Genomic DNA, 17,632 nt, shown 5'->3' with positions numbered 1-17,632 from the left:
TAAAGATTCAAATATAAGTAGCCACATTGGATCATTATCTATAAAAATAATCTTTATTTAGCGGTGCAATTAGAATTTATGAATTCCATTAAATCGCACTCTTACGAGGTATATCTGGAAGAATTGGCGGAAGCCTCTCTAAGACAACATGTTGCCAAAAGCAACTACTCCAAAATCTTTGTTTTGGTGGATGAAAACACCAAAAAATATTGTCTTCCCCTACTTCAGGAAAAAATGAGAGATGAGGTTCCCGTGCATGGAATTTTTGAAATCGAATCCGGGGAGGAAAACAAACACATCCAGACCTGCATGCTAGTGTGGGAATGGTTATCCGATCAAGGCGCCGACCGAAAAAGTCTGTTGATCAATCTTGGAGGTGGCGTACTTACTGATCTAGGGGGATTTGTAGCCTCTACTTTCAAACGGGGAATCGATTTTATAAACATCCCCACCACCCTCTTGTCCATGGTAGATGCTTCAGTAGGTGGTAAAACAGGCGTGGACTTGGGCGTACTTAAAAACCAGATTGGGGTCATTAACCAGCCACAGATGGTCCTGGTCATTCCTGAATTTTTGGCCACCTTGGACCAACGCCAACGTACCAGCGGATTTGCCGAAATGCTCAAACACGGCTTGATCAAAGATGAAGCATATTGGAAGTCCCTCAGGGAAATCGATGATTATGGGAACGCTGCCACCATTCAAAAATCCATCAGCATAAAAAATGAGGTGGTCACAGAGGATCCAACGGAACAGAACATTCGGAAAATTCTAAATTTTGGACATACCCTAGGTCATGCTATAGAATCCTACTTTCTGGAAAATTCAAACAAAAAGAGTTTGTTGCACGGAGAAGCCATTGCCGTGGGAATGATCTTGGAAGGTTACCTGTCTCACAAACTAACGGGGCTTTCAGGATTATCACTTCAAGAAATCAAAGAAACTTTTCTAAAGTATTTTCACAAAGTGGAATTTGACCAGGAGGACATTACCGCTATTGTGGAACTTTTAAAATATGATAAGAAAAACTCACATGGCGACATCAACTTTGTGTTGCTTCAAAGCATTGGGAGGGCGGTGACGGACATCAAGGTTCCAGAAAATTTATTTGCTGAATCCTTTGCTTACTACAAAGAATCTTAGGTACATATACTAAATATTGGCATTTACAACTCTTTAGCCCGGTCAGCTTCAAAAATTTATAGCTTAGGATAGGAAACCATAAACCTATCCATAATGAAACGTGTATTAATAGATTACAAAAAGCTGGATCGCAAAGTGGCGGCAGTTTTAATCGATTCTTATCCCTACGGTTATGGGGATGAAGATATCATTACCCTGAAAAAGCCCAACGGGGACATTATTGAATCCGTAGAAGTTAAAACAGAAGACACCATCTATCTGGTAAAAATCAGTAAAAGTCTCTCCAATTTCATTTCCAATTTTGAGGAGAACATGGAAAAAGAGTTGGGCAATACTGAAAAAACCGAAGCTGTTCTAGGTGAAGGTGAAGAATCCGTAAATCCTGAACTGGACCCAGATCAAGAACAAGAAAACGAAGGCTTATACTAAAAACTACTTTTTCCAACTAGTTCAAATACCGTTCGCGTATCACGGACATGTGATGGGCTTGGTGCCCACAAATGATAAAACCCATGGCTCTAGTACTCATAGCAGAACCGCTTGCCATACCCAGACGTGTTAGCGCTTGATCATCAAAGGAGCGGAAAAGTGCAATGGTCGAATCCCGAACCGTTTTGTATTCAATCATAATTTCTTCCTTGGATTTATTTTTGGTATTGGATTCCGGAACATAAATATCCTGATCAAATCCGGATAAGGGAGTGGAATCGTTCCGTGCAAACCTCAAGGCTCGGTATTGAAAGACTCTTTCGGCATCTATGATATGCATTAGTACTTCTGCCAAGGTCCATTTTTCAGGACCATAGGCAAACCCCAATTTGGCTGTAGGGATATCTTTGAGAAAAGAAAGAAATACGTCCCTTCCATCCACCAGTTGATCCAATAGTTTTACCTCTCCTCCCAACGCCTTAATATAGGTATGATAAAAAGGGTTGTATTCAGACGGGGAAAGTTCTGAACTTAGCATATCCGAAAAGTATTTAAGCTTATAGCTCGTTAAAGATGGTATGCATCAAACGTTTTTTGTCATTGATGCTCTCTTCCAAGGAAATCATGGTCTCCGTACGACTGATACCTTCAATATCATCAATTTTGAAGATAATATTCTTGGCATGTGTGGTGTCCCTGGCACGAATCTTACAGAAAATATTGAATTTTCCTGTGGTGATATGAGCAACAGTAACATATGGAATTTGATTCAAACGTTCCAGGACAAATTTTGTCTGGTGCGTCTTCTCCAGAAAAATTCCGACGTAGGCGATAAAAGAATATCCTAATTTGACGTAATCCAAGGTCAATGAGGATCCTTTGATGATTCCGGATTCTTCCATTTTTTTAACCCTGACATGAACAGTACCAGCAGAGATCAGCAGCTTTTTGGCAATATCCGTAAATGGCGTACGGGTATTGTCAATTAACATATCCAGTATCTGGTGGTCGATTTCGTCTAACTTAACTTTGCTCATAGTGTGAATATTTTGATCAAAATTAGTTAATTAAGAAATTATATTTAAAAAAAATGGCTTTTTTTTAAACAAAATGTAACAAATACCTGATAATACCGAGATTAACTCTTGATATCCCGTATTAACCAAAGAAGATTCTTACGCTCTATTTGCTCCATTTGACTTGAAATGGAACAATCCAAAGTGGTATGACCAAAGCTCCCAGAGAGCTCTCCTACCTTGGCCACTTCCGGAACAAAATCAATGGACTCATCTTTCAAAGTCTCTACAAATTGTATACCCACTTGCTGATTTGCCGACAAGGATTCATTGATAAGATGGGCATTCTTAATAAGGGTATCAAAAAAGAGTTTTTCATTTTCAGGAATGTCGAAATATTCCTGATGCGGAAATTCCGCTATCCTATTTTTTGAAATCACCTCTAAAACCTCCGTCAGAGCCATAAAAATGTATTTCCTGGTCTCCTCTCGTTGATAATCTTCTTTATAATGACCTGCCTCGAACAAGATAGTAGGTACACCCAACAGCTGAAAAGTATCTCCAATACAGTTCTCATTAAACCCATCATCATACCTTCCCACTTGCCCTGGAATGTGATTTTGCAGGGTACGGTTCATGGCAACAATGAGTTGCATGGCTATAGATCTGGTTTGATCTATTGTTCTTTCTGGATTGTTTGACGGAGACAGAAACGAAACCGTTGCTGGATTATTCTGGGTACCCGCACTGAATAGGGTACGTTGGTCATGTAGATTAAAGCAGAAATCGGGTTGAAACCGTTCAAATAGCTCACGTAAGACAATGGTTTCAGGCTGCGTTCTATTCTTCGCGTCACGGTTGAGGTCCACTTCATTGGCATTTACACGGGTATAGGCTTTCGCGCCATCAGGATTAAGAATAGGTACTATGCAAATGGTGCAGCCTTTCAAAATAGATTTACCAAATTCTTCGTCTGCAATTAGGTAATTAACCAAATCCAATACCGCTTTTGTTGTAGTAGATTCATTCCCGTGCATCTGGGACCACATAAGTACTTTCTTTGGCCCGCTCCCAAGTGTAACGCAAAAAATATCTTTCCCTTGAACCGAGCTGCCAATGGTTTCAACGAAAGAAGAATCCAAGGTGTTGAGCCATGTTTTTTGTAGCGAATCAAGAGTTACATAGCGCCCCTCCACAGACCTTTCCTTATACGTTTCAAAGTGAATCATGTTTGGTAATACTGAATTAAGTGTACAAAAGTAATTCAAACAAAATTTACAATTGTATACACTTTTATCAACTTATTTCACTTTTGTGACCATGTTATGGTTCCATGGAATACAATTGTAATCACAAAAATCAATTTTATTTATTAATGATTTTATGTTGTTTATTAACAGATACTTAGGGTCGTTTATATAAATCTAAAATTTACTTAAACAACAACTATTTTTTCTGATTTGTGTTGACATTGGCTATTCGTATGAGTAATTTAGCCATATAAATTTATTTTTGTGAACAACGATATTGCCATTCGAATTAAATCGGTAATTGACCATTTTGGACTCACGGTTTCTTCCTTTGCAGATTCCATTGGAGTGCAACGCTCGAGTATTTCCCATATTCTAAGTGGACGAAATAAACCCAGCTTGGATTTTGTGATGAAGGTGGTGAAGACCTATCCAGATGTCAACTTATATTGGCTTCTAATTGGAAAGGGGAAATTCCCAGCCCCCTCGGAAAAGGATGCCTCCCCTACCCAGCTGACTTCTGAGATTGGCAATGAGTCACCTACCAAAACCTCCGGGAAAACAAATTCCGATCCTGTTCGCATGGTGGTTTTCTATGCGGATGGCACCTTTGAATCTTTTGATGCAAAAAAAAACTGATAGGTTCAGGCACATTCGGTTCTTTGCATTTACTTTGCATGCATGTTACAAAAACTGTTACCCTTTTTCGCACTCTTCCTATTACTTTCATGCCAACAGCCTCCTGAGCGCAATTGCACCAACTTTAAGAACGGACGGTTTTCATTCACCACTGAAATTAATGGCAAAAACAAAACCACCACTTTCCTTAGAAAGGATAATTTGGAGGTCGATTATTTTGAAGGAAAACAAGATTCTTCATCCGTAAGATGGATCAATGATTGTGAATATGTCCTAAGAAACTTGAATCCGAAAAACAAGGCCGAGGAAAAATCTATTCACATAAAAATATTGACAACTTCGGATTCTTCTTATACATTTGAATACAACGCCATTGGCGATAAACGAAAATTTAAGGGAACCGCCCATAAAATACACTAACCATGTTTGAAATTTTTACAAGTCCTGATGCTTGGATGGCATTGCTTACCTTGACCTTTTTGGAAATCATCTTGGGAATTGACAACATCATCTTCATTTCCATAGCAGCTGGCAAACTTGAGCAAAAAGATCGCCGAAAAGCCACCAATATTGGACTGGTCTTGGCTATGGGAATGCGAATTCTGTTGTTGTTTGGAATTACCTGGCTGACCAAGATGAAAAAACCTTTTTGGGTCTTGGACGAATCCTGGATTACCGGCGGAATTAGTTGGCAGGCGTTAATCTTGTTCCTGGGAGGGCTCTTTTTACTCTACAAAAGTACTAAGGAAATCCACGAGAAAATTGAAGATCGCGGGCATGATGAAAGGGAAGTAAAAAAATCGCGTTCCTCTTCGTTGACCAATGCTATCGTTCAAATCACAGTAATCAATATCGTTTTTTCGTTTGATTCCATTCTAACTGCCATTGGAATGACGAACGGTATTTCCCCCAATCCAAACGATGCCTTGGTTTTAATGGTTACAGCCGTAGTGGTTTCGGTCTTGATTATGATGCTTTTTGCAAATCCGGTTGGAGAATTTGTGAACAGACACCCTTCTGTTCAGGTGTTGGGATTGTCTTTCCTGATTCTAATTGGATTTATGTTAATTGCAGAAGCGGCCCACCTTTCCCATTTAATTGTATTTGACAATGAGGTAGGTGCAATTCCAAAAGGTTACCTGTATTTCGCAATATCCTTTTCTCTAATGGTGGAGTTTTTTGATCTTCGGATGAAGAAAAACAAATCTAGAAATAAGGAAGTCACAGAATCGTAAAGGATTCTAGTTGGGCCGTTGATAGGCCAATTTCGGATTCAGTTTCTTGTACTCCTTGAACTTCGCCTGTTGTTGTTTCACGGTAAGTGTACTCCCATCGTGACTCCAACCGGGAGGTCCAAAGATGTACATTAACTTATGCGACAGCTTTTTGGATTTCTTCACATCGTTCCAAATGTCCTTATACTCATGGGTTAATATAACCACCGGATTATAAGATTCTGGAGAATGGATTACCCCATACTTAACATCAACATCATCATCCAGCGCTTTCCAAGTACCAAACAGCTTATCAAATATGTTTAAAAACCCACCGTGGTTCTTATCCAGGTATTCCACGTTTTGCGCATGATGCACCTGATGCATGGTATGGGTATTGAAAATTTTCTCCAAGAAACCGAGCTTGGGAACATAAACCGAATGCAACTGGAATTGCCACAGTGCTTCTATTCCCAAACAGACCACCACCATTTCAGGTGGGAAACCAATGGCTGGCATCCACATGTAAAACAGAGGTTTGTACACAATGGTAAACCAACCGTTTCTAACTGCAGTGCCTAAATTATAGTTGTCGGAGGAGTGATGTACAATATGCGCTGCCCATAGAAACCGAATTTCATGGTTTGCCCTGTGGAACCAATAATAAGTAAAGTCATCTGCCAACTGGCACAACAACCAAACATACCAAGCATAACCAAAAGATTGGTATCCTAAAATGTTCTGACGAATGCCATCTATTTCCGGATTACATAGTTCGTATACCGATTGGAAAAGTACAATAGCGAATGCTACCTTGAACAAAGGCCCCAATATTGCCGAGCCAACACCCATAAACCCACTGGCTGCCAAATCCTTCCAATTATAAAGCTCATGGTCCCCATGTGCTTTGCTGTAGGCCAGCTCTGCCAAAATAAAAACAATAAATACGGGTACACCGTATACTAACGGGTTGGTGAAATCCATAAGGGGAAATTAAACTGTAGGGTTAGGTGCGTGCACAAGGCCGCAAAATAGGCAGAATAATGCATTAAAACAAAGTGGTTTGTTCTGAACTGTCATCTTTTGCATCTTTATCCTCCTTGGCACCATCTACGGATTCTTCATCCACCACCTCTATTTCTTCGGGGATAGGGTCTTTGGGTTCTTCAAAAGGAAGTGACTCCAAGGTATTTATATTTTTCACTTTTTCCGTGGTCAATTGGTTGCCAATTGCTTTTATTCCCTTTACCGAAATGAAACTTTCAATATCTACCTGTTGGTTAGGCTTGACGTCCTTGCCCCTAGGCTTCACGAACTCAATCTCAATCACCGGTCTCCAATCCGTAGATACCAGCTCTAAAACGGATTTGGGATGTTCTGAAATCACCAGCTCTTCCTTGGAAGAATTTTCTATGAGGAACCTTTTGATGTAATAGCGCTCCTTTTCTCCTTCATAGTGCACTACGGAAATGGGCTTGTTGGGATTCCATTTTTCCAGCACGATCATATCGTCATTGAATCGTGTTAACAAATCGGGTGGAATGGTCTTTACCTTTCCTTTTTGGTCAATGATCAGAAGGAGGTCATCTCCTTTAAATTCTCCTAAAAGCTCTCCTCTCCCATCTACATTGAGACGGTTTACAATATCATCGAACCAAATTTTTCTGGGTTTTAAAGTCGAAACACCTTTTTCTTTAAGCTCGATACGTTTTACGGGATACTTGGTAACCAAATTCCCTTTGGATGCCCTTCCTTTGATGAGCAAGTCAGCAAAATCCAAATCCCATTTCAGCTTCTTTATACTTCCTGATTGACGTAATAAGACCGTGATTAATTCAGCCTCACCATTGGGGTTTGCAGAGAAATATAACACCTCAGCTGAAGCCTTGTCCCCGGCCAATTGATACATTTTGTCCCGGGTAACTCCAGTAACGTTGAACCTTTTGATGTAACTGGGTCCACCCCTACCAACCTTATAGATCATATTGTAGGTGGTACGCTTATCCTTTTTCTTGAAAACTGCTACATGAATGATTCCTTTGTCAATGAAGGTCTTGGAATCTACCTTGGTAACCATCATTTCCCCTTTTTTGGTTAAAACAATGATGTCATCAATATCGCTGCAGTCGGTTACGTATTCATCTTTTCTAAGAGAGGTGCCAATAAAGCCTTCTTCCCTATTTACATAGAGCTTGGTGTTTCTAATGACCACCTTTGCCGCTTCTATGTCATCAAAAATCTTGATTTCTGATTTGCGCTCACGGCCTTTGCCATATTTTTTCTTTAGCTCTTTGAAGTAATCAATGGCATAATCCACCAAATGCGCTAAATGGTGCTTGGTCTGGGCAATACGCTCATCCAAGCTCTCAATAAGCTGTTGTGCTTTTTCCAAATCAAACTTGGAAATCCGCTTAATCCGGATTTCGGTCAAGCGGACAATATCCTCTTCTGTTACAGCTCTTTTTAGATTTTTGGTATGTGGCTTTAGACCTTTGTCAATGGCCGCAATCACACCTTCCCAAGTTTCCTCTTCCTCTATATCTCGATAGATTCTGTTCTCGATAAAAATCCGTTCCAAGGAAGCAAAGTGCCATTGTTCCTCCAATTCCCCCAACTGGATTTCAAGTTCTGCTTTAAGCAGTTCCACTGTATAATCGGTAGATCGCTCCAGCATTTCCCTGACCCCGATAAACAAAGGTTTGTTGTCCTCGATGATACAACCCAGTGGTGAAATGGATGATTCACAGGCCGTAAAGGCGTAGAGTGCATCAATGGTCTTGTCCGGAGAAAGACCGCTAGGCAGATGCACGAGGATTTCAACCTCCGCTGCGGTGTTATCCTCAATTTTTTTAATCTTGATTTTACCCTTATCATTGGCTTTTAGGATGGAATCAATTAAAGAAGATGTGTTGGTGCCATAAGGTATTTCATTGATCACTAGGGTATTCTTGTCCAAGGTTGAAATCTTGGCCCGTACCCTTACTTTTCCACCACGCATTCCCTCATTGTAGTTGGTTACATCAATGATTCCAGCTGTTGGAAAATCAGGGAAAAGTTTAAAGCGCTGTCCTCTCAAATGTTTGAAGGACGCATCTATGAGTTCATTAAAATTATGTGGAAGGATCTTTGTTGACAAGCCAACAGCAATCCCTTCGGCTCCTTGGGCCAATAACAGAGGGAACTTGACTGGCAGGTTGACGGGTTCCTTTTTTCTTCCATCGTAGGACAACTGCCATTCCGTAATCTTTGGGCTATATACTACATCCAATGCAAATTTAGAAAGTCGAGCCTCAATATATCTTGATGCAGCTGCGCTGTCACCTGTAAGAATGTTTCCCCAGTTACCTTGGGTATCAATGAGCAAGTCTTTTTGACCAATTTGAACCATGGCATCTGCGATGCTGGCATCTCCGTGAGGATGGTACTGCATAGTGTGCCCTACCACATTGGCCACTTTATTGTAACGCCCATCGTCCAATTCCTTGAGGGCGTGCATAATCCTGCGCTGAACGGGTTTAAAGCCATCTTCAATGGCCGGTACCGCACGTTCCAGGATAACATAGGAGGCATAGTCCAAGAACCAGTCCTTGTACATGCCGGTTACACGGGTAAGACTGTCTTGGGGCTTTTCCTGGCTTTCTAAACCTTCATCATTCAGTTCTTCATTCTCTTCCATTTAGAAGGAGGTCATTTAATTGGTTTATAGTTGGTTTTCTTCTATTAAATCAAGTTCTACTTTAAGGTTGTTGATGATGAATTCCTGCCGATCGGGCGTATTCTTGCCCATATAAAATTTCAACAACGTATCTATGCTCATGGCCTTATCCAGCATTACCGGTTCCAGTCTAATATCGTCCCCAATAAAATGTTGGAACTCATCTGGAGAAATCTCGCCCAGCCCCTTGAAACGTGTAATTTCAGGTTTTCCGGTCAATTTTTGAATGGCATTCCGTTTTTCTTCCTCGCTGTAGCAATAAATGGTTTCCTTTTTATTTCGAACCCGGAACAATGGAGTTTGCAGAATGTATAAATGTCCTTCCTTGATCAGTTCCGGAAAAAATTGCAAAAAGAAGGTAATCAAGAGCAGTCGAATGTGCATCCCGTCCACATCGGCATCCGTGGCAATGACAATGTTATTGTACCGAAGGTCTTCCATGGACTCCTCAATATTCAATGCCGCTTGTAACAAATTGAATTCCTCATTCTCGTATACAATCTTTTTGGACATGCCATAGGAATTCAAGGGTTTTCCTCTAAGACTAAAGACCGCTTGAGTATTTACGTCCCTGGATTTGGTAATGGAACCAGAGGCAGAATCCCCCTCGGTAATAAAGAGGGTCGTCTCCAACCTACGATCTTTTTTCATATCCTGAAGGTGCACCCTGCAATCTCTCAATTTTTTGTTGTGCAAACTTGCCTTTTTGGCACGTTCCCTTGCCAATTTCCGAATACCGGAAAGTTCTTTACGTTCCTTTTCCGCCTGTACAATTTTTCGTTGCAGGGCCTCAGCCGTAGTTGGATTTTTATGCAGGTAGTTGTCCAAGTACTTTCCTATGAAATCATTTACATAAGTCCGAACGGTTGGCAGGTTCCCGCCCATATCTGTAGAACCCAGTTTGGTCTTGGTCTGACTTTCAAAAACCGGCTCCATAACTTTGATTGAAACCGCAGAGATAATGGACTTGCGAATGTCCGAAGCATCATAATTTTTGCCGTAGTAATCCCGAACTGTTTTAACAATAGCCTCCCGAAACGCAGCCTGATGGGTACCTCCTTGTGTGGTGTGCTGCCCATTTACGAAGGAGTGATACTCCTCGCTATATTGTGTTTTACTATGGGTAATGGCCACTTCTATGTCGTTCCCCTTGAGATGAATGATGGGGTATAAAAAATCATCTTGATTGTTATTGTCCTCCAAGAGATCTTTAAGTCCATTTTCGGAAAAGAATTTTTCGCCATTGAAGACAATGGTGAGACCAGGGTTTAGATAAACATAATTCTTGAGCATGCGTTCCACATACTCGTTGCGGTATTTGTAATTTTTGAAAATGGATTCGTCCGGGATAAAGCTTACTTTGGTCCCCCTTCTCCTGGAAGTTTCCTCCAGCATTTCCTCATTGATAAGGTTTCCCGTCTCAAATTCAGCCGTCTTGGATTTTCCATCCCTAGTGGATTCAACCTTGAAGGAAGCGGACAAAGCATTTACCGCCTTGGTTCCCACCCCGTTCAATCCCACGGATTTTTTAAAGGCGCGGGTGTCGTATTTTCCCCCAGTGTTCATTTTGGAAACCACGTCCACCACCTTGCCCAACGGGATGCCACGACCGTAATCGCGGACATGAACCGTGTTTTCCTTGATATTGATGTCAATGGTCTTCCCTGCCCCCATGACAAATTCGTCAATGCAGTTGTCTATGACCTCCTTAAGGAGTATGTAAATACCATCATCAGCGGAGGAGCCGTCACCAAGTTTACCAATATACATTCCGGGACGCATACGAATATGCTCCTTCCAATCCAGTGAACGAATGTTATCCTCTGTATACTGGGTCTGTGCCATAAACTAGGGTTAATCCTTGCTAATATAAAATTTAGGCACAAAAATACTAGGGCAGCAGCTAGAAAGTAATCAACAAGGACTGTTGATAGGCAATTTTATCTGGGTTTGACACGAATTCCACTAATTCGCACGAAGTTATTGGGACTCGTAGTTTTTTAGGATGGAGACCAACTTGGTTCTGGCAGGCAAGTTTCGGGAATTGACACAAAGGCACGGTTCCAGTCCCAGAGGTTTTACCCATTCAACAATTTTTGTGCTTTTTGGGCATGACTGCCTTCAGGGAAATGTTCGAGGTATTTTTTGATATCCGTTTTGTTCTGAGTGTTGTTGTACTGGGTTTCACAGGCTTCCCACACATTATCGTCCATCTTGGCTGCATGCATTCCCACTTGTTTGGCTTCCAAGTAATAGGCTATGGCTTTGTCAAACTCCGTTAGATAATAGTACCCGGCACCTACTTGGCTCAGGTAAAAACCCTTGTTCCATGGATATTTGATGGCCAATTCCAGATAACGTTGTACGGCTTCTTCAAATTCACCGCTTGTCATGGCGTTGGACGCGCACCACTCCAAGGATTCCTCCTCATCCATGTGTTTGGTAATGGACTGCGATCCTTGATTCCTTTTGTTGACAGTTTCCATGGCCATGATTATTTTCCTCCTGAACAGATTGCTGAAAAACCCTCTCATTTATATCACTTTTAACTTGTTACACTAAAATGGGGATTCTACAGCTAGGAATTATGGGACATTGGATGGATAGGGCATCTGACTTGACGAATGCGGAGTTTGGGTTGACAGAATAGTCCTTCCCCCTTGGTTCGACACGAACCTGCCTACCGTCAGGTCTCACGAATTAACTCGAATTATATTTTCGATGATATTAATACAAAGAAAAACACCGACCTAAAAAGCCGGTGTTGAATATCTTTAACCGAACAATTTTATATTGCTACAAGCTACAGGTCGCTTCTATAATTTCAGAACAATCTGGGTTATAATTATTATCGGTTATGGAGCAATTACCGCTCCAGCCACTTTCCATTAAATGGGTTAATCCGCAAAAGTCGGTAAGGGATGTATTTGAATGTATATAAATGCTTCCTCCCAGGATACTTAAATTCTCAAAAGTCTTCAGACTTTCCAAAGAACCATTATTGCCAATGGTTAAATCTTCACCTATTTCATTCAGCAAATCGAACCCGCTTAATTGGGTTAATTCATCATTCCGCGCAATGACCACATCCCCATTCACAATTTCCAAAGCTGCAAAACCCATTGTGGAAATTAATTTTGCATTCCATGAGATTGATAAACTGGCCTCAATCTTTTCCAGATTTGGTAACGAAATAGTTTCTAAAGAACTATTCCAGGATATATTAAGATGTCCGTTGATCAATGTCAGGTTTTGCAAGGCGTCAAATTCTATCAAGCTAACATTGTTTTCAATATCAATGGATCCTATATCTTGTTGTGTGCTGGTTAAATTGTTAAACCCAACAATAGCATTTAAAGCTGGGTTATCTGTAATCCGGATTGGCCCTATGCTAGATAAATTCTCAAAACTATTTAGTCTTAATAAATTATCATTTCCGGAAATTGTCATTTGAAGACAACTTTTTAAGTTTTCAAACCCGGTTACTTCCAAAAGTGCAGCATTCTTTTCAACAAATAGCACCCCGTTTAATGATTCTATGTTATTAAATGCATCGATTGCAAGCAAACTAGGATTGGATTGTATAATTATTCCTCCTTCTATTTCCTCCAAGGAATTTAATTGATCGATATCTTCAAGCTTGGAATTATTAAGCACTACAATAGATCCAACTTTTATTAGACTTCTGAGTGCATCAAGATTTGTGATTTCTGGGTTGTTTAAAACCTGAAGTGATTCACCAACTTCTTGTAGGTTGTCCAACCCGTTTAAACTTGTCAATGATTGATTTGTTGCAATCCAGAGGTTTTCACGCACAATCTGCAAGCTTGCCTATGTGGACAAATCATCAATGCCTGATGAGGCATTGGCAGTATTTATGGTTAGCGACCCATTGATTTCCGTATAACCCTGATTTCCGAAACTCTCAACCTCATTTTGGGAATTGAGCACTATATCTCCCTCATGGATCTTTTGTGTAGGTTCGACTTCAAGCGTTGTAAATTGTTGTTGAATCCCATATGCAGTACCTTCGCTGTTAATAGCATAGGCCCGAACAAAATAAGTGGTATTTGAGCCCAGCTCCGTTAGTTCAATTGAAAATTGGCCTGTTCCTGGTTGGGCTTTTTTTTGATTGTCAGCTATAGTAGGGTTTTGACTTTGCCCCCATACTACACCTTTTTCATTAATGTTGGAACCTCCATCAGAAGTAACATTCCCATCTACGGTTGCGGAATTTTCGGAAATATTTTTTACTGTTCCAGTTGACACTGTTGGCAAATCAAACATCGTTTGCTCATTGTCATCAGTCCCTGATGAAGAACAAGAAATAAACAATAGAACCAGTAATAGCGTTGATAGGTTTTTAATCATTGTTTGGAATTAAGTCCCAAAAATAAAACTAGGATTTGGATGAACTTGGAAGTAATCGACAAAGTGAACTTAAATCAGCTTAAACATTAAACCTAAAATGCATCACATCCCCATCCTGTACTACGTACTCCTTACCTTCCACGCGCATCCGGCCCGCTTCTTTTACCTTGGCTTCGCTGCCGTATTGTACGTAATCGGAATAGGAAATGACTTCGGCACGGATAAATCCCTTTTCAAAATCGGTATGGATTACCCCAGCAGCTTGCGGAGCAGTTGCGCCAACAGGAATGGTCCATGCCCGGACTTCTTTTTCTCCAGCGGTAAAATAGGTTTCTAAATCAAGTAATCGGTATGCCCCTCTAATGAGTTTTGCGGAACCAGGCTCTGTAAGTCCCAAATCTTCCAAGAACATCTGGCGTTCTTCATAGGTTTCCAATTCGGTGATATCAGCTTCGGTTCCAACGGCAAGGAATATCACCTCCGCGTTTTCGTTTGCAACAGCTTCTTTGACTTTTTTCACATATTCATTTCCATCCACCGCAGCACCTTCATCCACATTGCATACATACATAACAGGTTTGTCCGTGATCAATTGTAAAGGTTTTACATAATCCCAGTGATCGTCATCGGAAATGGAAATGGCCCTCACCGAGGTGCCAGCTTCCAAAGCTTCCTTCAATTGGTTTAGTATGTCAGCTTCTTTTTGAGCGTCTTTATTACCGGTTTTGGCAGCACGCTTTACCTTGTCCAACTTCTTTTCTACACTTTCCAAATCCCGGAGTTGCAGTTCCATATCAATGGTTTCCTTATCTCGGATGGGATCAATAGAACCGTCCACATGGACAATATTATCGTTGTCAAAACATCTAAGTACGTGCAAAATAGCATCGGTCTCCCTGATATTGCCCAAAAACTGATTACCCAAACCTTCTCCCTTGCTGGCTCCTTTTACCAATCCCGCGATATCCACAATTTCCACTGTCGCAGGAATCACTTTTTCCGGATTCACCATTTCCTCAAGTTTTTCCAATCTTTGGTCTGGTACATTGACCACCCCGATATTGGGTTCAATGGTACAAAACGGGAAATTGGCACTTTGGGCCTTGGCATTGGACAAGCAGTTGAACAAGGTTGATTTTCCTACGTTGGGTAATCCTACAATTCCGGCTTTCATCAGGTAGAAATTAGATTTTAGACGTTAGATTTAAGACAAATGACCATTGCTAATTGTGCATTGCAAATTGTCAATTGATTTAAGCGTGCAAATATAGTTTGAAGTTTTGGAAGGAATGCAATCTCTAAATAGATTAGAAGCCTTTTGCAAAAAGATAGATGCCAAGACCAAGAACCGTGAGCATTCCTAGAATTACAATCACAGAGAGGATACATCCAAACTGCTTCCAAAACCCATTATAATCCTCTTTCTTTTCCCGCATGTTTATCTTCCTTTTATTCCAGCAAAAATAGCAAGAAATGCTTTTGATAAAACCCATCCAATGTTACTACCTTTAATCCATGACTCAGATTGCACTGCAAGGAATATTATTTGATAAAAAATCCTCCTTTCTTAAGGGTCCGGCCTTGGCTCCACCACTCATTCGGAAAGCATACCATAGCCATTCTGCCAACTATTATGCTGAAGACGGTAAAAACATTGCTCCCGAGTTGTTTGATGACAAAGGGGATTTTGAAATTGAAAGCTACTTTGATATTGAAAAGACAACCGCCAAGAACCTAAAAAAAGGAACTCCGTTGCTGACCTTTGGGGGTGATCATTCCATTACCTTTCCACTGATCAAGGCATTTCATTCCGTTTATGGCAAGCTGGATGTCCTCCATATTGATGCCCATGGTGATTTGTATTCCAACTTTGAAGGGGATAAGTACTCGCATGCTAGTCCGTTCTACAATATCATGGAAAGTGGTTTGGCAGAAAGCTTGGTTCAAGTAGGGATTCGCACGTTAAATGAGGAACAAAGGGAGAATGCTAAACAGTTTGGGGTCAACATCAATGAAATGAAGGATTTTGGCTCATTTAAAATGTCTCAATTTACAAATCCCCTTTACCTTTCCTTGGATATGGATGCTTTGGACCCTGCATTTGCTCCAGGGGTATCGCACCATGAGCCAGGAGGGTTAAGCACGCGCCAGGTCATCCAGTTGATTCAGGATATCCCAGTGCCTTTGGTGGGTGCGGACATTGTGGAATACAACCCTACCAGGGATATCAATGATATGACCGCCATGGTCTGCGCTAAACTTTTTAAGGAGATTGTAGCTAAAATGATGTAGCCTACCCGTCTGGGTGCATAAATTTCTGCTTGCCCAATAGAACATCTTCAGACTCAACCCGGTCTTCATCCGGAACACAGCAGTCCACTGGGCATACGGCAGCACATTGGGGTTCCTCGTGAAAGCCCATGCACTCGGTACATTTATCAGGAGCTATATAGTAGATTTCGTCACTAACAGGTTCCTGTACTTCATCCGCATTTACCGCCTTCCCATCAGGTAATACCACATCGCCGGTCAACGAAGTACCGTCACTATAGCGCCATTCATCAGCACCCTCATAAATTGCGGTGTTTGGGCATTCTGGCTCACAAGCCCCGCAGTTGATACATTCGTCTGTTATAATAATCGCCATAATTTTCTTTTTCCTATATGCTGAGTTTATTTCAGCATGCGTACTTTTGCGCAAAAATAAACCCTACCAATTTAGTGTACAAATATAATGACGGCCCATAACCCAATAGTGCAAGCTTTTGTTAAACTTGGAGGTTTTATCCAGGATTTTTGTGAATCCCACAATTCTGGAGCCAATACTACTAACGCTAATTTTAAAGAAGTATTGGCACGAGCCGAACAACAAAATGGATGGTTTACGCAAGAAAACGTACTGCACAGCCTTGGACAATGGGCCCATCTGTTAACGGAGGATAATATGGCCACTTGGTTGTCCCAATATGCATTTGAAAAAGGAAAAAATGTAAAAGTTGTTGGGATTGTCATGGCCGGAAATATTCCCTTGGTGGGTTTTCACGATTTTATTTGCGTGCTGCTCTCCGGAAATAAGGTTCAGGCTAAACTATCTTCCAATGACACGGTGCTCCTACCCTATCTTGCGGAGCAACTGATTCGGTTTGAAGCTTCTCTGAAGGACTCCATTCAATTTGTTGAAGGAAAGTTTGATCATTATGATGCGGTGATCGCTACGGGAAGCAACAATACCAGCCGTTATTTTGAGTATTATTTCGGTAAAAAGCCTAACATCATCAGAAAAAACCGGAATGCGGTTGCAGTGCTTACGGGCAAGGAAACTAAAGAGGAACTAATAGCACTAGGGGAAGACATTTTTAGATATTATGGTTTAGGTTGCCGAAATGTCTCCAAAATCTATGTGCCAAAGGATTACGATTTTGATTTACTTTTCAAAACCTTATTTGAATATAAAGACATTGTCAATCAACATAAATATGCCAACAATTACGATTATAATAAAGCGGTGTATTTAATGAGTGAGTTCAAAATATTGGACAATGGGTTCTTGGTGTTGAAGGAAGATGAAAGTTTTGCTTCTCCCATCGCTTCTCTGTTTTATGAGCACTATAATTCCCTGGATGAAATAAAAGGTGAACTGCAAGAGCGTCAAGAAGATATACAGTGTATAGTTTCCAAAGGTTTAATGGCTAGCGAAATATCTTTTGGACAAACGCAAAAACCACAATTGCAGGACTATGCCGACGGAGTGGATACCATGAAATTTTTACTACAGCTATAGTTGATAAAGGCCTGTTTTAAGATCCAAGTTTTTTTAAGACCTTTGACGCTTAATTAATCGGATTGGAACTAACC

General features: G+C 40.8%; 18 protein-coding genes. 7 read left to right on the top strand and 11 right to left on the bottom strand.

Annotated elements, in window-relative coordinates; all coding sequences use genetic code 11:
• The first annotated feature begins 78 nt into the window (after positions 1 to 78).
• Positions 79 to 1,143, top strand: a complete 1,065-nt coding sequence (gene aroB, locus FGG15_RS02245; RefSeq protein ID WP_138832777.1) for a 3-dehydroquinate synthase — start codon at positions 79 to 81, stop codon at positions 1,141 to 1,143.
• 93 nt (positions 1,144 to 1,236) lie between these two features.
• Positions 1,237 to 1,572: a hypothetical protein gene (locus FGG15_RS02240; protein ID WP_138832775.1), complete on the top strand. Its 336-nt coding sequence runs from the start codon at positions 1,237 to 1,239 to the stop codon at positions 1,570 to 1,572.
• 16 nt (positions 1,573 to 1,588) lie between these two features.
• On the opposite strand, the gene FGG15_RS02235 is transcribed toward FGG15_RS02240, so the two are convergent.
• The 3 genes from FGG15_RS02235 to FGG15_RS02225 all read right to left on the bottom strand — a co-directional run bounded on the left by FGG15_RS02235 (position 1,589) and on the right by FGG15_RS02225 (position 3,817).
• Positions 1,589 to 2,110 (bottom strand): DinB family protein, encoded by a 522-nt coding sequence (locus FGG15_RS02235; protein WP_138832773.1) that lies wholly within the window; start codon positions 2,108 to 2,110, stop codon positions 1,589 to 1,591.
• Positions 2,111 to 2,129: 19 nt separating this feature from the next.
• Positions 2,130 to 2,609, bottom strand: coding sequence for an Lrp/AsnC family transcriptional regulator (locus FGG15_RS02230; RefSeq protein WP_138832771.1), 480 nt, complete (start codon positions 2,607 to 2,609; stop codon positions 2,130 to 2,132).
• Positions 2,610 to 2,710: 101 nt separating this feature from the next.
• Entirely contained in the window at positions 2,711 to 3,817 is a 1,107-nt protein-coding gene (locus tag FGG15_RS02225) for a M14 family zinc carboxypeptidase (RefSeq protein WP_138832768.1), read from the bottom strand.
• Between the two features lie 285 nt (positions 3,818 to 4,102).
• Here FGG15_RS02225 and FGG15_RS02220 point away from each other — a divergent pair, with 285 nt between their 5' ends.
• Genes FGG15_RS02220 through FGG15_RS02210 form a run of 3 tightly spaced genes read left to right on the top strand, consistent with a single transcriptional unit; the run spans position 4,103 to position 5,712 of the window.
• A complete protein-coding gene (locus FGG15_RS02220) occupies positions 4,103 to 4,477 on the top strand; it encodes a helix-turn-helix transcriptional regulator (protein ID WP_237561723.1) in 375 nt (124 codons plus the stop codon).
• 42 nt (positions 4,478 to 4,519) lie between these two features.
• On the top strand, positions 4,520 to 4,897 hold the full coding sequence (locus FGG15_RS02215) for a DNA topoisomerase IV (protein WP_138832764.1): 378 nt from the start codon (positions 4,520 to 4,522) through the stop codon (positions 4,895 to 4,897).
• 2 nt (positions 4,898 to 4,899) lie between these two features.
• Positions 4,900 to 5,712 (top strand): TerC family protein, encoded by an 813-nt coding sequence (locus tag FGG15_RS02210; protein ID WP_138832762.1) that lies wholly within the window; start codon positions 4,900 to 4,902, stop codon positions 5,710 to 5,712.
• A 6-nt stretch (positions 5,713 to 5,718) separates the two neighbouring features.
• On the opposite strand, the gene FGG15_RS02205 is transcribed toward FGG15_RS02210, so the two are convergent.
• The 7 genes from FGG15_RS02205 to ychF all read right to left on the bottom strand — a co-directional run bounded on the left by FGG15_RS02205 (position 5,719) and on the right by ychF (position 14,951).
• Entirely contained in the window at positions 5,719 to 6,675 is a 957-nt protein-coding gene (locus FGG15_RS02205; protein ID WP_138832760.1) for a sterol desaturase family protein, read from the bottom strand.
• Positions 6,676 to 6,739: 64 nt separating this feature from the next.
• Positions 6,740 to 9,367: a DNA gyrase/topoisomerase IV subunit A gene (locus FGG15_RS02200; RefSeq protein WP_138832758.1), complete on the bottom strand. Its 2,628-nt coding sequence runs from the start codon at positions 9,365 to 9,367 to the stop codon at positions 6,740 to 6,742.
• Between the two features lie 24 nt (positions 9,368 to 9,391).
• Positions 9,392 to 11,251: a DNA topoisomerase IV subunit B gene (locus tag FGG15_RS02195; protein ID WP_138832756.1), complete on the bottom strand. Its 1,860-nt coding sequence runs from the start codon at positions 11,249 to 11,251 to the stop codon at positions 9,392 to 9,394.
• A 233-nt stretch (positions 11,252 to 11,484) separates the two neighbouring features.
• Entirely contained in the window at positions 11,485 to 11,940 is a 456-nt protein-coding gene (locus tag FGG15_RS02190; protein WP_138832754.1) for a tetratricopeptide repeat protein, read from the bottom strand.
• A gap of 262 nt (positions 11,941 to 12,202) precedes the next feature.
• The gene (locus tag FGG15_RS02185; RefSeq protein WP_262710821.1) at positions 12,203 to 13,222 is read right to left on the bottom strand and encodes a hypothetical protein; all 1,020 of its coding nucleotides are present in this window, start codon (positions 13,220 to 13,222) and stop codon (positions 12,203 to 12,205) included.
• Positions 13,223 to 13,237: 15 nt separating this feature from the next.
• Positions 13,238 to 13,777: a hypothetical protein gene (locus tag FGG15_RS02180; protein ID WP_138832749.1), complete on the bottom strand. Its 540-nt coding sequence runs from the start codon at positions 13,775 to 13,777 to the stop codon at positions 13,238 to 13,240.
• A gap of 79 nt (positions 13,778 to 13,856) precedes the next feature.
• A complete protein-coding gene (gene ychF / locus FGG15_RS02175; RefSeq protein WP_138832747.1) occupies positions 13,857 to 14,951 on the bottom strand; it encodes a redox-regulated ATPase YchF in 1,095 nt (364 codons plus the stop codon).
• 341 nt (positions 14,952 to 15,292) lie between these two features.
• On the opposite strand from ychF, the gene speB reads away from it, so the two are divergent.
• On the top strand, positions 15,293 to 16,069 hold the full coding sequence (gene speB, locus FGG15_RS02170; RefSeq protein WP_138832745.1) for an agmatinase: 777 nt from the start codon (positions 15,293 to 15,295) through the stop codon (positions 16,067 to 16,069).
• A gap of 1 nt (position 16,070) precedes the next feature.
• Here speB and FGG15_RS02165 read toward each other — a convergent pair whose 3' ends face one another.
• A complete protein-coding gene (locus FGG15_RS02165; protein WP_138832743.1) occupies positions 16,071 to 16,424 on the bottom strand; it encodes a 4Fe-4S dicluster domain-containing protein in 354 nt (117 codons plus the stop codon).
• Positions 16,425 to 16,532: 108 nt separating this feature from the next.
• Between FGG15_RS02165 and FGG15_RS02160 the strand changes: the two genes are divergently transcribed.
• On the top strand, positions 16,533 to 17,558 hold the full coding sequence (locus FGG15_RS02160; protein WP_237561722.1) for an acyl-CoA reductase: 1,026 nt from the start codon (positions 16,533 to 16,535) through the stop codon (positions 17,556 to 17,558).
• Positions 17,559 to 17,632 lie beyond the last annotated feature (74 nt).

Origin of the sequence: Flagellimonas algicola, from assembly GCF_005937185.1 — a bacterium.
In the GTDB taxonomy this organism is placed as follows: domain Bacteria; phylum Bacteroidota; class Bacteroidia; order Flavobacteriales; family Flavobacteriaceae; genus Flagellimonas; species Flagellimonas algicola.
The sequence above is the reverse complement of the archived record's forward strand: the minus strand, read 5'-3'. Positions and strand labels throughout refer to the sequence as shown.

Excerpts from the sequence above, each read along its gene's own strand:
- aroB (WP_138832777.1), top strand. The coding sequence starts at position 79 with ATGAATTCCATTAAATCGCACTCTTACGAGGTATATCTGGAAGAATTG.
- FGG15_RS02240 (WP_138832775.1), top strand. The coding sequence starts at position 1,237 with ATGAAACGTGTATTAATAGATTACAAAAAGCTGGATCGCAAAGTGGCG.
- FGG15_RS02235 (WP_138832773.1), bottom strand. The coding sequence starts at position 2,110 with ATGCTAAGTTCAGAACTTTCCCCGTCTGAATACAACCCTTTTTATCAT.
- FGG15_RS02230 (WP_138832771.1), bottom strand. The coding sequence starts at position 2,609 with ATGAGCAAAGTTAAGTTAGACGAAATCGACCACCAGATACTGGATATG.
- FGG15_RS02225 (WP_138832768.1), bottom strand. The coding sequence starts at position 3,817 with ATGATTCACTTTGAAACGTATAAGGAAAGGTCTGTGGAGGGGCGCTAT.
- FGG15_RS02215 (WP_138832764.1), top strand. The coding sequence starts at position 4,520 with ATGTTACAAAAACTGTTACCCTTTTTCGCACTCTTCCTATTACTTTCA.
- FGG15_RS02210 (WP_138832762.1), top strand. The coding sequence starts at position 4,900 with ATGTTTGAAATTTTTACAAGTCCTGATGCTTGGATGGCATTGCTTACC.
- FGG15_RS02205 (WP_138832760.1), bottom strand. The coding sequence starts at position 6,675 with ATGGATTTCACCAACCCGTTAGTATACGGTGTACCCGTATTTATTGTT.
- FGG15_RS02200 (WP_138832758.1), bottom strand. The coding sequence starts at position 9,367 with ATGGAAGAGAATGAAGAACTGAATGATGAAGGTTTAGAAAGCCAGGAA.
- FGG15_RS02195 (WP_138832756.1), bottom strand. The coding sequence starts at position 11,251 with ATGGCACAGACCCAGTATACAGAGGATAACATTCGTTCACTGGATTGG.
- FGG15_RS02190 (WP_138832754.1), bottom strand. The coding sequence starts at position 11,940 with ATGAGAGGGTTTTTCAGCAATCTGTTCAGGAGGAAAATAATCATGGCC.
- FGG15_RS02180 (WP_138832749.1), bottom strand. The coding sequence starts at position 13,777 with ATGATTAAAAACCTATCAACGCTATTACTGGTTCTATTGTTTATTTCT.
- ychF (WP_138832747.1), bottom strand. The coding sequence starts at position 14,951 with ATGAAAGCCGGAATTGTAGGATTACCCAACGTAGGAAAATCAACCTTG.
- speB (WP_138832745.1), top strand. The coding sequence starts at position 15,293 with ATGACTCAGATTGCACTGCAAGGAATATTATTTGATAAAAAATCCTCC.
- FGG15_RS02165 (WP_138832743.1), bottom strand. The coding sequence starts at position 16,424 with ATGGCGATTATTATAACAGACGAATGTATCAACTGCGGGGCTTGTGAG.